The sequence below is a fragment of the Citrobacter sp. Cf087 genome (assembly GCF_030334285.1).
GTDB classification, from domain to species: Bacteria; Pseudomonadota; Gammaproteobacteria; order Enterobacterales; family Enterobacteriaceae; genus Citrobacter; species Citrobacter freundii.
On the sequence record NZ_JAOWED010000031.1, the window covers coordinates 980,539 to 994,847 of the forward strand.

Genomic DNA, 14,309 nt, shown 5'->3' on the forward strand with positions numbered 1-14,309 from the left:
TTTAATGTTGTTTCCGGTGTAACTTTGGTCGGTACCACCGGACGTAGATCCCGCCTTGCGCGGGTTTTACGTTAGCCTTCGTGAGCCATCTGGTCGTGCGAAGCGCAACGTTTGGAACAATACTCTTTCTCTTTGCGCGCTAGCTGTGAGCCGTTGCGATAGAGAAGGGTGCTTTTGATTACTTCTTCTGTTTTAACCGGCTTGCCGCAATAACCGCATTTGGTCTGCATCATCATTTCCTCAGAACTTAACGTCTGCCTGAGCAGGTAATTCGTCGCTGCTGATGATCCTTTCAACTGGGTAGCAATTCCCTGAAACTTGCTGTTCAACGGCAGCCTGTTCACACAGTTTCTGGTCGTCATAAACACCCAGAACCACATCCTGAAAATCGCCGTTGGTCATGCCAATGGTCAGCACTAACGCGAAAAGGGTGTTCATCAGTGCGTACCTGCTGGAACCAGATTCGGTCCAATGGTGCGCGAAGCATACGGGCTGCGGATATGACGCAGATTTCCCTGCGGTTCGTGCCAGTAGGTGCCGTTGATATGGTCATAGGAAACCTGCCAGGCTGCGCCGGTACGGCTATTTCTCATTGGGACGGCGCGACCGTTGTTTGGTATTGCATTCGCGGTTTTCATGACAGAGCCTCTTTAAATTCTGCAAAACTGAGTGCTTCCTCGCCATCGGCGAGACCTTCAAAATATTCCTCGTATGCTTTTTCCATCTCACCCTCGATACCTTGTTGCTGGAACTCAGTGAACTTCGCTGGTGGTGCCGTGACGCTGATCTTCACGGTTGAGCTTTTTCACTCTGCAATTCGCCACCGCGAAGCTCACTCGTGCTTTGCCCTTGTCGCCAGGCTGGCGGAACGTTTCAAACCTACTGCGCGTTAATCTCGCCACCTCATTCCGGTCTTCGTATGCCCCGGACGGCTACTTCGTGGGCGTCCTTCCTCGGTGGTTGTGTTGATGAATAGAGTAAAACACCACTTTACTTTTTAGTCAAGTAATGCGGATTAATAAAGTAAAGTGATGCTGTACCTGTGCGAAATTTATGCAGATTATTGCTGCGAAAGTGGGCTTAAAATGTATATGATTAAAAAAACATCAATGAGGGTGAGTTATGGATCGTGACGAACTGGAAGAAGACCGCGCAGCATTCATTGCGGGTGAGATTGGCGGTGCAGTTGTCAGTCTGATAGCTAATGGGATAGTGATCAGCCGTGATGCAATAGTTGATAGCCTAGAAGCTAAGCGTAGGGCAGTGGGAAATGTAATTCACAAGGGGGTATTGCGGGATGCAGCTGCTATGGTGCGAAAAGGGCAATAAAAACCCGGCGCAGTGGCCGGGATTTAACGAGATTCTTTGTTCACCTCATCAAATATGTCGTTATTTAGTCGCTGTAACTCTATGAAATTTATTATGAAATATATTGCACAGTATATCATTACAAGACATAGGAAAATTGAAATACTGAAAAGTATTGTCACTTTCTGCAGCAAGAAGAATGAAAACTCATGGCCTGCAACATACTGATTTATAATGTAACAAAGCGTAGATAATCCAAAATGCAGAAGAAATGAATTTCTGACTTTAGCAACATTCGATCTGATTGCTCGAAGATAGTTAGTGTTTTTTACACCACTTGGATTGAATGTGACGATCAACCCAAGTCCGATAGAAAACATAATCCCTGCAACTGTAAAAACAGTGGATGCGAAGAAGCTGTCCGGACGAACACTCCAGACTGTGCTGCTAAACATTGTTAGCATTGATATGATAATCGCACTAACTGTTAATTTTATCATTGCTCAATTCTACCAGAAATCTGCTCATTTCCTGTAGTAATTGATGCTCAACTAGCTTTCCAGATTGAGTGGTCTCGATACTGACTCGTTTTGTAAGAAGCAAATCCTTACCTTTTACTTCAGTTTTGTTGTCCTTACGCTTAAAAGAAATGTTATCAAGATCACTGACTGGCTTTAAATAAGCACCAAGAGCTTTTTTATACTCATCTTCGGACATTCTTCGTGGCTTTTTAAATTTAATCAATAGCTCTGCAGATATCATTTGGCTAAGGGCAATATCATTAAGTTGCTCAGTATCCGACATGGAGCTTCTTATAATATCTAATACTTTCTGCGTTAACTTAATTGATTTTTTCCCTTCAGTTGTTGCAGGTAAGTTTGTATGGCTGTCCTGTGGTACAACATCTATCGCTTGACCACTCAAAGGTTCAGGATCTCTAACAACAATGGCCTTCAGGTCACTTAATTTAGTTTTGCCTTTAGCTGATATTAAAGGTGTAAATTCTAGTAAATCATTATTGGTGAACCAACTTAGGTAAGTTTGAAGACGAGCGATTGTCTTATTTAATGGTAGATTAGTAACTAAGTACTCATCAGACATTGAAAAATAATAATGATTTTTACAAATGGCCGTGGCATCAATATGAGCGGTCTCTATATCATTCATAGAGAAAACCTCTTTCTCAAAAAGAGTGTCCGTTATATGTTGAACCTCTTTATCAGAAGTAATCCTTAGCATCGTACAAAATACAGAATTTGATATGGGTGATTCTTTAAAGTAGGACAGAACATCTCTTTCTTGATTAGGATCTTCAGGGTTAAGAACCATACATCTTTCTTTAGATAATTTTACTTGTTCCAATCTGGATGTTAAGGATGCTTTAGCATTACTTGATGCTTTTGATAGGTTAGGATTCTTTATCTCAAAAGCGCGAAGAGTAACCTGCTTTGGTTTGCTCAGAGGTAATGATATTTCTTCATTTGGTGACATAAAAAATCCTTATCTTTACTGTCAAAAAAATAGTCATTTGCTAAAGGGAGCAGTAACAATCATCAATTTCTTTATGTATGGCTCAACTAATCAGCATCACCCTTAATCCGCCGTCCCATGTACTTGGCGTACAGTTCGTCGAGTTCTTTCAATCGAAGAGATACGATCCGCAACATGTTCTGTTGTTCTTCTTCTGGCAGTTGGCGGTAGAGCTCTAGCAGGCGCTGTTCATCAGGCTTAAGGCCATCCTTCTCTCCAACATCCTCACCAAGTAGCCAGGGGACAGATACCCCAGCAGCGTCAGCAACCGCTAATGCAGAATTTTTGCTGATTCTTCCTGTTTTGAACCAACTGGAAACAGCCTGCTTACTGACACCAGCAACCCTGGCCATCTCTGTTTTAGAGAAACCTTTCCGGTTCAGTTCTGTAAGCCTGGAGATCAGCCCAGTAGTCATTGTGTTTTCGCTCATTTCACTAGTGTAAATGATTGCTTTACCAGTCGGTAGGCATTCATTGATTGACTCATTGGTAAAATGATGCTTTACTTTTTCCATCTAAGGAGGTCCTATGACTGGTATTGAGAAAGCTATTCAAAAGTTCGGCACAGGTGCGGCACTCGGAAGAGCGCTTGGATTTTCAAAAATGACAATTTCCAACTGGAAAAAAACTGGCATTCCGCCCGATCACATTCGCTCTGTTTTTGAGCTTACGGGAGTCACCCCGCATGAGTTGCGGCCTGACTTATATCCCAATCCAACCGATGCCTTACCAGTGCAAGAAACGAGGGCATAACCATGCAGTCACTGTCACTTCATCAAAATAGCGGATATCAACCGGCTGCGATGATAAATCGCAATCAACCTGTCTCGGTAGATAAACATGACCAGATCCGCGATGCCGTTCGTGCGTGGGCGGGTGTCGATGGTCAGGATGTCGTATCTGCTCTGATCGTCGAAGAGTACCAGGCGCGAGGGGGGGACGAGATCACTTTCCCTGATGACCTCAGCCGACAGCGTCAGAAGCTTTTCCGCTTCCTGGACAACCATTTCAACAGCGAACGGTACCGCGAAAACGTTCGCCAACTGACTCCGGCAATTCTTGCTGTTCTGCCGCTCAAGTACCGCAACCGTCTGCTACCAGAAGACAACGTTATGGCTCGTCTGGCTCGGCTGGAGAAAGAAACCAGTGAAGCAAAGATTGCCGTCGCGCTGGATGCGCCACGGCATCAGAAGCTGAAAGAGTTGAGCGAGGGGATCGTGGAGATGTATCGCGTTGACCCTGGGTTAACCGGTCCGCTGATGGAGATGGTGCAGATGATGCTGGGGGCTATATGACGGGTTCAAAAAAAGGTAAAGGTCGGACCGCGCCAACGGAACCGACCTTCGGTGTAATTCCAGGCAGAAATTACGAGAGCATTATGACAAACGTATGTACAAAACACCAGGCGAAAGGGGCATAGCTATGTCGAATGTTGCTTACGCCGATTTTGCGGCGCGTACCGCCGTCAGGAGCAACCGGATGGAGAACCAGAAGACCGGATTCATCCCGTTGTACCGGAGTGTACTGAAGAAGCCCTGGGCTAAAGATGTCTTCCTGCGCACGCTATGGGAGAACCTTCTGTTGGGCGCCGCCCGCCAGCCCTACACGGCAAACTTTAAAGGCCGGCAGTGGCCATTACAAACCGGACAACTGGTGACCACGTCGGCAGATCTCGGGCTGAAATTATGCGACCGAAATGGGGAGCCAACCAGCCGTCATGCAGTGGAACGAATGCTGGCTCATTTTGTGAAAGAGGGGATGATTTCAACCGCCGGGGAGAAGAGAAAAGGCACTGTGATTACCATCACAAATTATGTGCAATATGCTCAAAAAACAGACGATGTACCCGCGCAATTCCCCGCGCATTACGGCGAGCATTACGCCGCGCATGACGAAGCCAGCAATGGCGGGGCTTCCGGTGGCGATGCCGAGCATTTACCCGCGCATAAGGCCGCGCAATTCCCCGCGCATCATGAACAACAATATAATAACAACAATATAAATAATAAGATCTCTTCGTCTCGGAATTCTGAAGAATCCCGAAACGAGGCGACTGAAAAATTCCTCTCTCGTCACCCGGAAGCTGCTGACGGAATCTACACCCCGGCAGGTAAGTCCTGGGGAACAGCCGATGATCTCAAAGCGGCACGCTGGATACATACCCTGCGCCTGACTGTCAATGCCAGCCTGAGCGAACCAAATTGGGTCGAATGGGCTAACACAATCCGCCTGATGCGTGTGCAGGACAACCGCACGCACTTCGACATTTGCGATTTGTTCAAATGGGCCAACAAAGATGATTTCTGGAAAGACAACATCCTGAGCCCTTCAAGTCTGCGCAAGCAGTGGGACCAACTGACGACCAGGCGTATACGTTGCGGTGACCATGCGGCCCCGGCAACCGGGAAAAACAAGGTCGATTACAACAACACAGACTGGATCAACGGGGTGTTCGATGAAAAACCTTTCTGAGCAGATGGTCAACTTCGACCGCGAAAACTTTGTACGTGTAGCTCACGGTATGCAGGAACAGCAGGACGTGCAGGCTCCCGACGTTGAGCAAACTGCGGAAATCTTCAACTCCCTGTTCAGCGCCCTTCGAGCTGCGTTCCCGGCCAGCGCTCACAGCTTCAATAATCAGGCTGAGTTCGACGAATTGCGACGCCAGTGGTTGCTGGCTTTCAGTGAAAACGGGATCACAACCATGGAGCAGGTCAACGCTGGTCTTCGTGTGGCGCGTCGCCAGGAGCGCCCGTTTCTGCCATCTCCTGGGCAATTTGTTGCCTGGTGCAGGGAAGGGCGTTGTGTGCTCGGTATCACGGTTGCTGATGTCATGGCTGAGTACTGGAAGTGGCAGAAGCTGGTTTTCCGTTACACGAGCAGTGAGAAATATCCATGGTCCAGGGATGTTCTGTATCACATCTGTCTCGAACTACGTCACCGTAGCACCGAAGGGCAACTGAGCCGACAGGAACTGGAGCGCGAAGCTGTGAAGGTGCTGGAAATGTGGGAACGCCGTGTGTTGTCAGGAAAACCGATACCACCAGTACGACGCGCTCTGGCTGCGCCTAAACCAGTAACCGGGCCAACACCGGCAGAGATGCTGATGGCTCAGTACAAACAACGCAAAAACGCTGGTCTGATTTGACGGGAGACGCTATGAAAACTGTAATTTACGCACTGAAAGCAATGGGCAAATCTACCTGTCGCGAAATTTCCGCCAGGCTGAATAAAGACGTACGCGACATGCTTAAGATTCTGGAAAACATGGAAGACCAGGGGGCGGTAAAATTTGTTAACGGTTACTGGTCAGTTGCCTGTGCAGAAGACAAAAAACAAGCGCTACCAGCAGAACCAGCTAAAACTGTCCTGCGTGCGAAAAATTTGAACGACACTCCAAAAAAGCCGCTGCGTGGTGAAGTTGCCGAACCGATAAAACCTGAGGCCATAGTCGCACTACTGACTGAAAGCGGGAATATGGGCACCGTAGCACTCGCGTTGGCGGTGGAACGCGATCCAAGAGGTTTAGCATCAAATCTATGCCTGATGGCAAAGCGCGGATATATCCAAAAAATCGGTCAGGGGAAAGGTGTTAAATGGGGACTTCCCGACTACAGGGCTGTTCCCGTGGTGCCGGAATTTGCAGAGTTGCCAGATATCGAAATCACACCGAAGGTTGCGGCGCCAGCCGTGGCGGATACGGACCGTGTTCAGGTTGAAGAGTTTCTGGACAGCATCCCTGTGCTGAAAAAGGCGAGTCAGCCAGTACTGGTCCCGACACTGCGTGAAATCAGTAATGAAATCCGCAAAACAAAATCCAATCTCGATAGCCTGGAAAAACTCCGAGACGCTGTTCGTGAAGTGAACCGGAATCGCCGTGTGCTGCGCTTATTTGTCGGGGAGGCTGAATAACGATGGCAAGCAAATCACTGTGGGCGATCGTCGATTTCCTTCGGGTTAACCAGACCATAACACCTCGTCAGGTTCAGAGCCTGCTGGGTTGCGACTGCAAGAAGGCGCACAACCTGCTGCTTCACCTGACACGCAAAGCGGTAGTTATCCGTACTGGCGAGCCGCATCGCCCGGTCTATTCACTTCAGCCCGGCGGGGAGCTGAACATCAAGCAGCTCAAATCGAACATGAGCAAAAACATGGTCGCATCAGTATGCCGCACAAGTCCGGCTATGCAGCGTGTACTGGCATTTTACGGGAGAGCATCAGCATGAGCAGCAGAGAAAAATTTGAAGCGTGGGTAATGACTGAAGTCTGTATTTCTAAATCAACGCTTGAGGGATTGCGAATTGATAATGGATACCGGAACAGCACACTTTCTGGAACAGATTACAACCGCATGTGGAGTTGCTGGCAAGCCGTAGAATCAGCATCAGAGCAAAAACTCACAGACATGGCAGTACAGCTCGCTAACGCCGAGAGCAAGTGCAGGGAGCTGGCGGTGGAGAATGCGGGGCTTAAAAATCCAGATAACTGGTTGTCACAGAGTGATTACGGTTACGAGGCATCTGAGGTTGCCACACAAAATGGCGCAACTGAAGATGAATCACTGAGGGCCGGGATGATCGCAATTATTAATCGAATCGGAACCCCAGCCACAGATGCTTTCCTGGCTGAAGTGCGGGCGCAGGGTGTTGATATGTTTGCCTTGATGTTCGCTGAAGAGGCGATTAAGTCCAACAACATCACTACCGGATGGAGAGCTAAGGCCAGCAGAGCAGCATCTGAATACGCTGAAGCCCTTCGAGAGGATGCCGCCCAACTTCGCAAAGGAGCCGCGCTATGAGCAATACAGCAAAACTGCAACTCGGGTTCTCCCCGCTGAGCAAAACAATCACCCTGGCGAAAATGCGCGATGTAGAAGGCGGTCGTCTACGCGTTGGCAATGATCGTGGGCGTGATGTGACAAACGAAGCTGCGCAACTCGTGTGGCAACTGGTTATGGCTGAAGGTGGAGAGATTGGCTGGGAACTTGATGATGGTTCTCGCATGATTCTGAAGGCAGAGAAACGAGAGGCAGCCCAATGACAGCACTCAACAAACAGGCGCTGCGTGAAAAAATAAAGAGCAAGCGCGAATTTTTCGACATTCAGACCATCATCGATGTTGATGTGCTGGAAGCTCTGCTGGATGAGAACTACAGGTTGACCGCGGAGCGTGATGCTCTGCGAGAAAACATAGGCGGCGACAATACCCGAGCAGCGGCTGATATCTATTTTCAGTTGGTAGAAGAATGCGAGATTCCCCCTGGTGGCTCACTGGTTGGATATGTCGACGACATCAAGGATCGCATGAGCAACGCGGAGAATCACTCCGCCGAACTTGGCAATGCCCTCTGCGAACTTCTACCCGGCACCCAGTACATGGACCCACCAGATGGTGGTAGCGTTACGCCACTTGAGCAAGTGCGAAGAATGGTTGCTGAATATCGGGAGCGGATTGAAGAGCTGGAATCACGGACGGTGACCGTTAAATTACCAGCCGATTACCGTAACTCTGACGGCAGCATCAACGATGACATGTTTAATACCTGTGCAGTTGTTGGTGCATTTCGTGAAGCGCTCCGCGCCGCTGGCATTGGCGTGAAAGGGGAGTGATATGGCACTGACGAAAAAACAACGCGCAGAGCTACGCATGAAGTTCGGGGGGCGCTGTGCTTATTGCGGCTGCGAACTTGGCGATAAGTGGCATGCAGACCATGTAGAAGCGGTGCGAAGAAATATCAGCAACGGCTACGCAATGGACAGGCCAGAAAATGACACGGTCAGCAACATGGTTCCAGCATGCATTCCATGCAACTTGTTCAAAATGTGCAGCACAGTAGAAGACTTTCGCAGCCGCATAGCCACTCAGGTTGATGTAACTCGACGTGCGTCAAGAAGTTACCGCACGGCGGAATCATTTGGCCTGGTTAAACAAACTAACGCGCCAGTTGTGTTCTGGTTTGAAAGATATCAAGAAGGAGCGTCAGCATGACAACTAACAACCACCCTGCACACGGTCCTGTATCACTCGATCGCCTGCACCAGATACGCGAAATACTCAGCAAAGCAGCGGCACAAAGTGACGGCGGTGGTCTCGGCTACGCAATGGCTGATGCTGTGAAGGTGATTGATGGGGCTATTGCAGCGTTTGATGCCGAGCCTGTGGCAGTCAACGACGATATGGCTTACACATTCCATCATGCGTTGTCTGATTCATCGTTAGGCGCTGATGAGATGGAGGAAATTAAGATTGGATTGCGAGCTGCGTTTGCCAATATTGCCGCCCCGCAGACAGCGCCGGTAGTGTCAGACATCGACACAATCGCGCTTAATACTGCTCGCAATGTCATGTGTGACATTAATCGTATGGAAGGCTGGCCAGGTGGTGACGTCCAGTTGCTGGCGCACATTCAGAGTCGCATTGACGAAGCCTGCCGCGCCGCCATGCTTCAGGGTGCCGAACCTGTAAGCCAGCCTTACATGTTGCCCCCACTCGACTACCTGGACACTGTGAAATTCAATGCTGATTGCGCAATCCAGGATCCAGATAGCATCTACACTAATGAGTTTTTCCTGTCGCTTGATGAGGTGTTTGGCGAGAGAGGTAATTACAGCGAACCCGTCCAGGCTAAGGCGGTATCAATGCTGATCGCCGAAGTATTCAGGCTGCGTGGATATTCGCGAGCAGCACCTCATCAGGAGGCGAAGTCAGCGCTTGAACATGGAATGCAGCGTTACGCTGGGGCTATGCAAAAACTCGCAGATGCTGGTGATTGATATAACCTGCCATACAAGCGATATGTGAATTCCCATATCGACAATATAACCCGCTACGGCGGGTTTTCTTTTTCGCTTCATCGATCCCTGCTACGATTCACTTACTTTTACTGATGGGAATAGGGATATGAAGAAAGTTCTTGTTGTTTTATTGGTGTCACTTTTTTCACTGACAGCAACGGCAGCAAACAAGCCATGCTCAGGTAAGAAAGGCGGGATATCGCACTGCTCGGGTGAAAAATTTGTTTGTAATGATGGCACTATCAGCAAGTCTAAAAAGGTTTGTCAGAAATAGTTGCCGATGAATGGCTCTTGCCGTCAAAATCAAACCTGCTATATGCGGGTTTTTTCTTTCTGGTAGCGGGCTGTGGTAACGCTGTGCCTCCAGCGCTCGCTGAGGCGCTGGTGCGTGCTAATTTGCCGGAGCTTTGTCAGCAGAAACAAATAGCGGCGTAATAAAACATTGCTAATTCAACCCGCTACGGCGGGTTTTCTTTTTTTAATACTGACAGAAAATTAACAATTTGTGCTCTTAAAACGTTGATCATTTCCGTGCATAGGTATACTGTATAAAAACACAGTACATGCAATGGAGGCTATTATGAAAGTTGAATTAACCATTGATCGCATGAAAGAACTTCCTAAAGGCGCAGTACCAGCACTGGAGAAAGAACTGCTTAAGCGCCTGAATGATCACTATGACAATTGCAGGCTCACAATCCGCCGTGCCGGGTCCGATGGGTTAAGTGTTTTTGGTGGTGACAAGGACGATAAAAAGAAAATTGAATCAATCCTCCAGGATACCTGGGAAAGCGCTGACGACTGGTTTTATTAGAATTGCGCTTAAGGCTGGCGCGCATTTTTCAGAATACCGCAATTTGCGTAACCCTCTGATGCTGCTGCCGACAATCTTTAATCGCGTCTGTTAGTCGCTCGAAGGGAGAAAATAAATGTGAGTGATTCAGCTTTGCAAACGTCAGAAGACAACTGGTATGACATTGTAAGAAGGTCTGACGGCTGCGTGGTGTTTAGCTTTCCTTCATCGGGCAGGCATCTAATTTATCGCGTCAATGGCATGGTTTCTATGCGGCCTTTGCTGGATGATGAAGAGGTCTTTACTCCTAATGGTTTTATGCAGTTTATTCACCGTCTCGGCTACCGGGTAACCCCACCTTCTGATAATATGAAATCAACGGTCTGAACAACCGTAACCTACTGCGCCACGGAGAGAAACCATGGCGCACGAACTACAACTCATCAAGCAGTCATCAGGAATCCTGATCCCCGCGACGCCGGAGACCAGCGATATTCTGCAATCAAAAATCAAACTAGGCGCCGTGCTGGTGGCCGAGTTCCGGCAGGTGAGGAATCCCGCATTCCATCGCCGTTTCTTTGCGCTCCTGAATCTCGGGTTTGAATACTGGGAACCTACTGGCGGGGCGATCTCCTCCAACGAACGCAAGCTGGTAACCGGGTACGCTAAATTCCTCGCCTCATTCGCGGGAAGTGAAGCCGCACTCCTGGATGCTGCTGAGCAATACCTTGAGCGTATCGCTGATAAGCGCGCCGGTAGTATCAGCATCTGCAAATCCTATGACGCATACCGAGCATGGGTGATCGTCGAGTCTGGCCATTACGACGCTATACAGCTTCCTGACGGCACCCTTCGCAAACACCCCCGCAGCATTGCCTTCGCCAATATGGATGAAACCGAGTTCCAGCAGCTGTACAAAGCCGCGCTCGATGTTCTGTGGCGCTGGGTATTGTCCCGGGCATTCAAGACTCAGCGAGAAGCGGAAAACGCCGCTGCGCAGCTTATGAGCTTTGCGGGGTGATGGCGATGAAATTTTCTTGGTTCCACCATCACGAATGCACAACCGAACAGGCAGACGAGCTGGTGGCAAGTTACCGCCGCCGTGGCGCCACAGTAGAACGTAGCCTGAATCGCGACAACATCACCTGGACTGTCAGCGCAAAATTACCTGAATGCGAGCATCCGGCGCGTACACCAAGAACCTTTCGACAAAAGGTCTGGGGGTGATTATGGCTAAGTTACCGCGCCGTAAGTGCGCCAACAAAGAATGCCGCCAGTGGTTCCACCCAATGCGCGACACGCAGACCGTATGCGGTTATGAGTGCGCCAGCGCAGTCGGGAAAGAGCAGACCAGAAAAGCCCGTGAAGATGCACAGCGCAAAGAGGTAAAGCGCCAGCGCCAGGAGGCGAAAGAACAGCGGGCGCAGCAGGCCGAACGTCACCAGGCGGTGAAGCCACTCAGCCACTTCGTCAAGCAGGCGCAACAGGCATTCAATGAATTCATCCGGTACCGGGATCGGCATCTGCCGTGCATCAGCTGCGGTCGCCACCATGACGGGCAATACCACGCAGGGCATTACCGCACCACCGGCGCCAACCCAGAGCTGCGCTTCAACGAGGACAACTGTCATCGCCAGTGCGCTCCCTGTAATAACTATCTCTCCGGCAACCTGACGGCATACCGCCCGGCGCTGATCGCCAAAATCGGCCAGGCGCGCTTTGATGCCCTGATGGGCTCTCACGAATTACCGAAATGGAAACGCGACGACTACATCCGAATCCGCGATGAGTACCGCGCAAAACTCAAAGAACTGAAACAGTGGGAGGCAGCGTGAAAATCACTTACAGCGACGAAGGAACCCATGCCCGTATCTGGTTGACCGGTCCTTTCTGGCAGTTTGGAAGAGCGAGGCGTGTTGCTGACGCTGGACTCATGGCTTCCCCAGTTAATTCGTGGGAATCGAAAGGATTGACCTTCCAGATAACTCTTTACGGGAAAAGCTCTCACATTCTGCGCGCATATAAAGCGATAGCTAAGGCGGCCGCATGAATACTCAATTTCTCGAATACGTCCGTCAGCAGCTGATTATGGCCACCGCCGATTTGAGTGGGGCGACTAAAGGGCAGTTGATAGCCTGGCTGGAGAACGCGCAGTTTGATACGGGAACGTATAAACGTAAGAAGCCTCGAGTCCTGGATGAAGTGACTGGGAAAATGATAACTCTGGATAACCCACCAATACCGGGTAAACAGTCCCATGCTAAGGGCTCGCATATTCCCCTGGTGCAACCGGTTGAATACTCCACTGCATCGTGGCGTCGTGCGCTGATGTCACTCGAAGAACATCAGAAGGCCTGGTTGCTATGGAACTACAGCGAGAATGTGCGCTGGTGCTATCAGGTTGAAATCACTCAGTGGGGTTGGCAACAGTTCAGCCAGCAACTGGCTGGGAAGAGGGTGGCGAAAAAGACTATCGAGCGGTTGCGTCAGTTGATATGGCTGGCGGCGCAGGATGTGAAAAACGAGTTAGCTGGGAGGGATGTGTATCAGTATGGTGATCTCGCTGCGCTGGTGGGCGTTAATAAAACAAACTGGTCTCAGAATTACGTGGAACATTACGATGCAATGGTCAGTCTGTATAAGGGGCTGGACTCACAGTCACTACATCATATTTCGCGATCACGTTCACAACAAAAGGCAGCAAATTATCAGCAAGGTATTGCAGAAATGAACTAATTAGCATATATTTCGTGTAAATCTGATATTGTGCCATTGTTGTATGCATTGGCAGTAAATGAGTTTTCGAGCCCGAGGTTAACGCCTTGGGCTTTTGCGTTTCTGGAGGTTTTAATTGTTTAACGTCAACGCGTTGGTGAGAAAAGGAGTCAAGAATGTTCGTTTCAGATGACCTTTTGGAGAAAGGAATGGACATTACTTACGATGACATTAGAGCCAGTAGAGAGGCGCTTGAGCAAAAATATCTCAAACGCAAAACTGAGTTGCATGAGTACGGGTATAAAATAGTAAGAAGTTATAAAGAGTCTTTAAAGCTTCCTGACAATCACTATGTCAAAGCTGATGGCTCCCAGCGGGCGTATGTAACTTGCGGTGTAATAAATAGTAAGCAGAATTATGAGTCTCGACCATTATCTGTCTTGCCTCTTGATGATAATTATGGTCTTCAATTTTTGATCAGCACAGCAGTTGAAGACTCTCCAGCAAGTAATGATCAATACGTCTATGTGGAAGTTTACATTTGGAAAGAAGCGGGGATATTGATGGTTACCATCGATAAGCAAGATACCCTGTCTGTTCCGTACCCAGAAGAAGATAATGCCTTTGCTGGCGTGGACGCACTGATTAAATCTCGAGTACTGTTTAAATGTACTGACGAACGACTTGATTAATTAACTTAAATCAACTTCAAGCCCCGGCACCCGCTGGGGCTTTTTTATTTCAGGCTTCCGGGAATCATCCGCTACGTGCTTTGTTGATAAATCCAGCCCGTGAAGCCTGACCTTTTCATCACACACAGCGCCATCCGAAAAATCGGAGGTGAGGCTATGACCAGAATGGGCACCATTTACAGCAGACTTTCATATGGAACAGGAACCACGCTGACCGGCTGCGGTGTATCAGCGAAGGCATATGCCGAAACAGCTAAAACAGCAAAAGAGGTGTCCTGGATGTTGGCCGACAGAATTGCAGGGTTAAGCCTGAGCGACTGGGCAATTATTGTCGGTATCGCATGCACCGTTATCACCTGTGCAGTGAACTGGTATTTCCGCTGGAAAGAACGGGAGGATCGGCGCAATGGCTATGCCACCAAAGCTGAAGAATAAACTGAGTGCAGCGGTCGTTGGTTTAATTCTTGCGGGGGCTTC

General features: G+C 49.0%; 28 protein-coding genes and 2 pseudogenes. 23 read left to right on the forward strand and 7 right to left on the reverse strand.

From position 1 onward, the window contains the following. Window positions 1–71 precede the first annotated feature (71 nt). The 5 genes from OGV57_RS21445 to OGV57_RS21465 are packed head-to-tail and all read right to left on the reverse strand — an operon-like array spanning window position 72 to window position 902. Complete coding sequence (locus OGV57_RS21445; RefSeq protein WP_286531664.1) at window positions 72–233, reverse strand: YdaE family protein; 162 nt, start codon at window positions 231–233, stop codon at window positions 72–74. Window positions 234–240: 7 nt separating this feature from the next. Beyond that, entirely contained in the window at window positions 241–438 is a 198-nt protein-coding gene (locus OGV57_RS21450) for a DUF1482 family protein (RefSeq protein WP_286531666.1), read from the reverse strand. Continuing rightward, entirely contained in the window at window positions 438–638 is a 201-nt protein-coding gene (locus OGV57_RS21455) for a hypothetical protein (protein WP_286531668.1), read from the reverse strand. Before OGV57_RS21455 ends, OGV57_RS21450 begins: the two co-directional genes overlap by 1 nt. Continuing rightward, window positions 635–793, reverse strand: coding sequence for a hypothetical protein (locus tag OGV57_RS21460; protein WP_286531707.1), 159 nt, complete (start codon window positions 791–793; stop codon window positions 635–637). The genes OGV57_RS21455 and OGV57_RS21460 overlap by 4 nt, the downstream gene beginning before the upstream one ends. After that, window positions 753–902: a hypothetical protein gene (locus OGV57_RS21465; protein ID WP_286531670.1), complete on the reverse strand. Its 150-nt coding sequence runs from the start codon at window positions 900–902 to the stop codon at window positions 753–755. The genes OGV57_RS21460 and OGV57_RS21465 overlap by 41 nt, the downstream gene beginning before the upstream one ends. 220 nt (window positions 903–1,122) lie before the next feature. Here OGV57_RS21465 and OGV57_RS21470 point away from each other — a divergent pair, with 220 nt between their 5' ends. Then, window positions 1,123–1,329, forward strand: a complete 207-nt coding sequence (locus tag OGV57_RS21470) for a hypothetical protein (RefSeq protein WP_047715892.1) — start codon at window positions 1,123–1,125, stop codon at window positions 1,327–1,329. 459 nt (window positions 1,330–1,788) lie between these two features. On the opposite strand, the gene OGV57_RS21475 is transcribed toward OGV57_RS21470, so the two are convergent. After that, window positions 1,789–2,799: a hypothetical protein gene (locus OGV57_RS21475; RefSeq protein WP_153647154.1), complete on the reverse strand. Its 1,011-nt coding sequence runs from the start codon at window positions 2,797–2,799 to the stop codon at window positions 1,789–1,791. Between the two features lie 86 nt (window positions 2,800–2,885). Then, a complete protein-coding gene (locus OGV57_RS21480; protein WP_149382773.1) occupies window positions 2,886–3,353 on the reverse strand; it encodes a helix-turn-helix domain-containing protein in 468 nt (155 codons plus the stop codon). 13 nt (window positions 3,354–3,366) lie between these two features. Between OGV57_RS21480 and OGV57_RS21485 the strand changes: the two genes are divergently transcribed. The 22 genes and pseudogenes from OGV57_RS21485 to OGV57_RS23745 all read left to right on the forward strand — a co-directional run. Continuing rightward, entirely contained in the window at window positions 3,367–3,591 is a 225-nt protein-coding gene (locus OGV57_RS21485) for a transcriptional regulator (protein ID WP_016066201.1), read from the forward strand. 2 nt (window positions 3,592–3,593) lie between these two features. Next, window positions 3,594–4,133 carry a toxin YdaT domain-containing protein gene (locus OGV57_RS21490; protein WP_286531674.1) on the forward strand — a complete coding sequence of 180 codons (540 nt, stop codon included), beginning with the start codon at window positions 3,594–3,596 and terminating at the stop codon, window positions 4,131–4,133. 184 nt (window positions 4,134–4,317) lie between these two features. After that, window positions 4,318–5,310: a phage replication protein O gene (locus OGV57_RS21495; protein WP_286531706.1), complete on the forward strand. Its 993-nt coding sequence runs from the start codon at window positions 4,318–4,320 to the stop codon at window positions 5,308–5,310. Continuing rightward, window positions 5,294–5,986, forward strand: coding sequence for a replication protein P (locus OGV57_RS21500; RefSeq protein ID WP_099531223.1), 693 nt, complete (start codon window positions 5,294–5,296; stop codon window positions 5,984–5,986). The genes OGV57_RS21495 and OGV57_RS21500 overlap by 17 nt, the downstream gene beginning before the upstream one ends. An 11-nt stretch (window positions 5,987–5,997) precedes the next feature. Continuing rightward, on the forward strand, window positions 5,998–6,750 hold the full coding sequence (locus OGV57_RS21505; RefSeq protein WP_110497744.1) for a hypothetical protein: 753 nt from the start codon (window positions 5,998–6,000) through the stop codon (window positions 6,748–6,750). Between the two features lie 2 nt (window positions 6,751–6,752). Next, window positions 6,753–7,064, forward strand: coding sequence for a hypothetical protein (locus OGV57_RS21510; RefSeq protein ID WP_286531679.1), 312 nt, complete (start codon window positions 6,753–6,755; stop codon window positions 7,062–7,064). Then, entirely contained in the window at window positions 7,061–7,636 is a 576-nt protein-coding gene (locus OGV57_RS21515; RefSeq protein WP_286531681.1) for a hypothetical protein, read from the forward strand. Before OGV57_RS21510 ends, OGV57_RS21515 begins: the two co-directional genes overlap by 4 nt. Then, window positions 7,633–7,878, forward strand: coding sequence for a DUF7446 family protein (locus OGV57_RS21520; RefSeq protein WP_181533173.1), 246 nt, complete (start codon window positions 7,633–7,635; stop codon window positions 7,876–7,878). The genes OGV57_RS21515 and OGV57_RS21520 overlap by 4 nt, the downstream gene beginning before the upstream one ends. Further along, window positions 7,875–8,447, forward strand: coding sequence for a hypothetical protein (locus OGV57_RS21525; RefSeq protein WP_234105139.1), 573 nt, complete (start codon window positions 7,875–7,877; stop codon window positions 8,445–8,447). Before OGV57_RS21520 ends, OGV57_RS21525 begins: the two co-directional genes overlap by 4 nt. Before the next feature lies 1 nt (window position 8,448). Next, complete coding sequence (locus OGV57_RS21530) at window positions 8,449–8,826, forward strand: HNH endonuclease (RefSeq protein ID WP_071684213.1); 378 nt, start codon at window positions 8,449–8,451, stop codon at window positions 8,824–8,826. Next, window positions 8,823–9,611, forward strand: a complete 789-nt coding sequence (locus tag OGV57_RS21535) for a hypothetical protein (RefSeq protein WP_286531686.1) — start codon at window positions 8,823–8,825, stop codon at window positions 9,609–9,611. Before OGV57_RS21530 ends, OGV57_RS21535 begins: the two co-directional genes overlap by 4 nt. A gap of 127 nt (window positions 9,612–9,738) precedes the next feature. After that, entirely contained in the window at window positions 9,739–9,906 is a 168-nt protein-coding gene (locus OGV57_RS21540; RefSeq protein WP_071845320.1) for a YdcA family protein, read from the forward strand. A gap of 62 nt (window positions 9,907–9,968) precedes the next feature. Then, window positions 9,969–10,067: pseudogene (locus OGV57_RS23860) on the forward strand (DNA methyltransferase); the annotation flags it as partial. A 145-nt stretch (window positions 10,068–10,212) separates the two neighbouring features. Next, a complete protein-coding gene (locus OGV57_RS21545) occupies window positions 10,213–10,446 on the forward strand; it encodes a DinI family protein (RefSeq protein ID WP_016236996.1) in 234 nt (77 codons plus the stop codon). Window positions 10,447–10,563: 117 nt separating this feature from the next. Next, on the forward strand, window positions 10,564–10,812 hold the full coding sequence (locus OGV57_RS21550; protein ID WP_001568777.1) for a hypothetical protein: 249 nt from the start codon (window positions 10,564–10,566) through the stop codon (window positions 10,810–10,812). A gap of 34 nt (window positions 10,813–10,846) precedes the next feature. Beyond that, window positions 10,847–11,446, forward strand: a complete 600-nt coding sequence (locus tag OGV57_RS21555) for a DUF1367 family protein (protein WP_213180595.1) — start codon at window positions 10,847–10,849, stop codon at window positions 11,444–11,446. Next, on the forward strand, window positions 11,446–11,652 hold the full coding sequence (locus OGV57_RS21560; protein ID WP_048233510.1) for a hypothetical protein: 207 nt from the start codon (window positions 11,446–11,448) through the stop codon (window positions 11,650–11,652). Before OGV57_RS21555 ends, OGV57_RS21560 begins: the two co-directional genes overlap by 1 nt. A 2-nt stretch (window positions 11,653–11,654) precedes the next feature. Next, entirely contained in the window at window positions 11,655–12,260 is a 606-nt protein-coding gene (locus OGV57_RS21565) for a recombination protein NinG (protein ID WP_128317033.1), read from the forward strand. A gap of 211 nt (window positions 12,261–12,471) precedes the next feature. Further along, window positions 12,472–13,161 carry a bacteriophage antitermination protein Q gene (locus OGV57_RS21570; protein WP_286531691.1) on the forward strand — a complete coding sequence of 230 codons (690 nt, stop codon included), beginning with the start codon at window positions 12,472–12,474 and terminating at the stop codon, window positions 13,159–13,161. 155 nt (window positions 13,162–13,316) lie between these two features. Continuing rightward, entirely contained in the window at window positions 13,317–13,832 is a 516-nt protein-coding gene (locus tag OGV57_RS21575) for a hypothetical protein (protein ID WP_019076556.1), read from the forward strand. A 156-nt stretch (window positions 13,833–13,988) separates the two neighbouring features. After that, window positions 13,989–14,267 carry a phage holin gene (locus OGV57_RS21580; protein WP_230127276.1) on the forward strand — a complete coding sequence of 93 codons (279 nt, stop codon included), beginning with the start codon at window positions 13,989–13,991 and terminating at the stop codon, window positions 14,265–14,267. Then, window positions 14,239–14,309: pseudogene (locus OGV57_RS23745) on the forward strand (lysozyme); the annotation flags it as partial. The gene OGV57_RS21580 and the pseudogene OGV57_RS23745, both read left to right, overlap by 29 nt.

Excerpts from the sequence above, each read along its gene's own strand:
- OGV57_RS21445 (WP_286531664.1), bottom strand. The coding sequence starts at position 233 with ATGATGCAGACCAAATGCGGTTATTGCGGCAAGCCGGTTAAAACAGAA.
- OGV57_RS21450 (WP_286531666.1), bottom strand. The coding sequence starts at position 438 with ATGAACACCCTTTTCGCGTTAGTGCTGACCATTGGCATGACCAACGGC.
- OGV57_RS21455 (WP_286531668.1), bottom strand. The coding sequence starts at position 638 with ATGAAAACCGCGAATGCAATACCAAACAACGGTCGCGCCGTCCCAATG.
- OGV57_RS21470 (WP_047715892.1), top strand. The coding sequence starts at position 1,123 with ATGGATCGTGACGAACTGGAAGAAGACCGCGCAGCATTCATTGCGGGT.
- OGV57_RS21475 (WP_153647154.1), bottom strand. The coding sequence starts at position 2,799 with ATGTCACCAAATGAAGAAATATCATTACCTCTGAGCAAACCAAAGCAG.
- OGV57_RS21480 (WP_149382773.1), bottom strand. The coding sequence starts at position 3,353 with ATGGAAAAAGTAAAGCATCATTTTACCAATGAGTCAATCAATGAATGC.
- OGV57_RS21485 (WP_016066201.1), top strand. The coding sequence starts at position 3,367 with ATGACTGGTATTGAGAAAGCTATTCAAAAGTTCGGCACAGGTGCGGCA.
- OGV57_RS21490 (WP_286531674.1), top strand. The coding sequence starts at position 3,594 with ATGCAGTCACTGTCACTTCATCAAAATAGCGGATATCAACCGGCTGCG.
- OGV57_RS21495 (WP_286531706.1), top strand. The coding sequence starts at position 4,318 with ATGGAGAACCAGAAGACCGGATTCATCCCGTTGTACCGGAGTGTACTG.
- OGV57_RS21500 (WP_099531223.1), top strand. The coding sequence starts at position 5,294 with ATGAAAAACCTTTCTGAGCAGATGGTCAACTTCGACCGCGAAAACTTT.
- OGV57_RS21505 (WP_110497744.1), top strand. The coding sequence starts at position 5,998 with ATGAAAACTGTAATTTACGCACTGAAAGCAATGGGCAAATCTACCTGT.
- OGV57_RS21510 (WP_286531679.1), top strand. The coding sequence starts at position 6,753 with ATGGCAAGCAAATCACTGTGGGCGATCGTCGATTTCCTTCGGGTTAAC.
- OGV57_RS21515 (WP_286531681.1), top strand. The coding sequence starts at position 7,061 with ATGAGCAGCAGAGAAAAATTTGAAGCGTGGGTAATGACTGAAGTCTGT.
- OGV57_RS21520 (WP_181533173.1), top strand. The coding sequence starts at position 7,633 with ATGAGCAATACAGCAAAACTGCAACTCGGGTTCTCCCCGCTGAGCAAA.
- OGV57_RS21525 (WP_234105139.1), top strand. The coding sequence starts at position 7,875 with ATGACAGCACTCAACAAACAGGCGCTGCGTGAAAAAATAAAGAGCAAG.
- OGV57_RS21530 (WP_071684213.1), top strand. The coding sequence starts at position 8,449 with ATGGCACTGACGAAAAAACAACGCGCAGAGCTACGCATGAAGTTCGGG.
- OGV57_RS21535 (WP_286531686.1), top strand. The coding sequence starts at position 8,823 with ATGACAACTAACAACCACCCTGCACACGGTCCTGTATCACTCGATCGC.
- OGV57_RS21540 (WP_071845320.1), top strand. The coding sequence starts at position 9,739 with ATGAAGAAAGTTCTTGTTGTTTTATTGGTGTCACTTTTTTCACTGACA.
- OGV57_RS21545 (WP_016236996.1), top strand. The coding sequence starts at position 10,213 with ATGAAAGTTGAATTAACCATTGATCGCATGAAAGAACTTCCTAAAGGC.
- OGV57_RS21555 (WP_213180595.1), top strand. The coding sequence starts at position 10,847 with ATGGCGCACGAACTACAACTCATCAAGCAGTCATCAGGAATCCTGATC.
- OGV57_RS21560 (WP_048233510.1), top strand. The coding sequence starts at position 11,446 with ATGGCGATGAAATTTTCTTGGTTCCACCATCACGAATGCACAACCGAA.
- OGV57_RS21565 (WP_128317033.1), top strand. The coding sequence starts at position 11,655 with ATGGCTAAGTTACCGCGCCGTAAGTGCGCCAACAAAGAATGCCGCCAG.
- OGV57_RS21570 (WP_286531691.1), top strand. The coding sequence starts at position 12,472 with ATGAATACTCAATTTCTCGAATACGTCCGTCAGCAGCTGATTATGGCC.
- OGV57_RS21575 (WP_019076556.1), top strand. The coding sequence starts at position 13,317 with ATGTTCGTTTCAGATGACCTTTTGGAGAAAGGAATGGACATTACTTAC.
- OGV57_RS21580 (WP_230127276.1), top strand. The coding sequence starts at position 13,989 with ATGACCAGAATGGGCACCATTTACAGCAGACTTTCATATGGAACAGGA.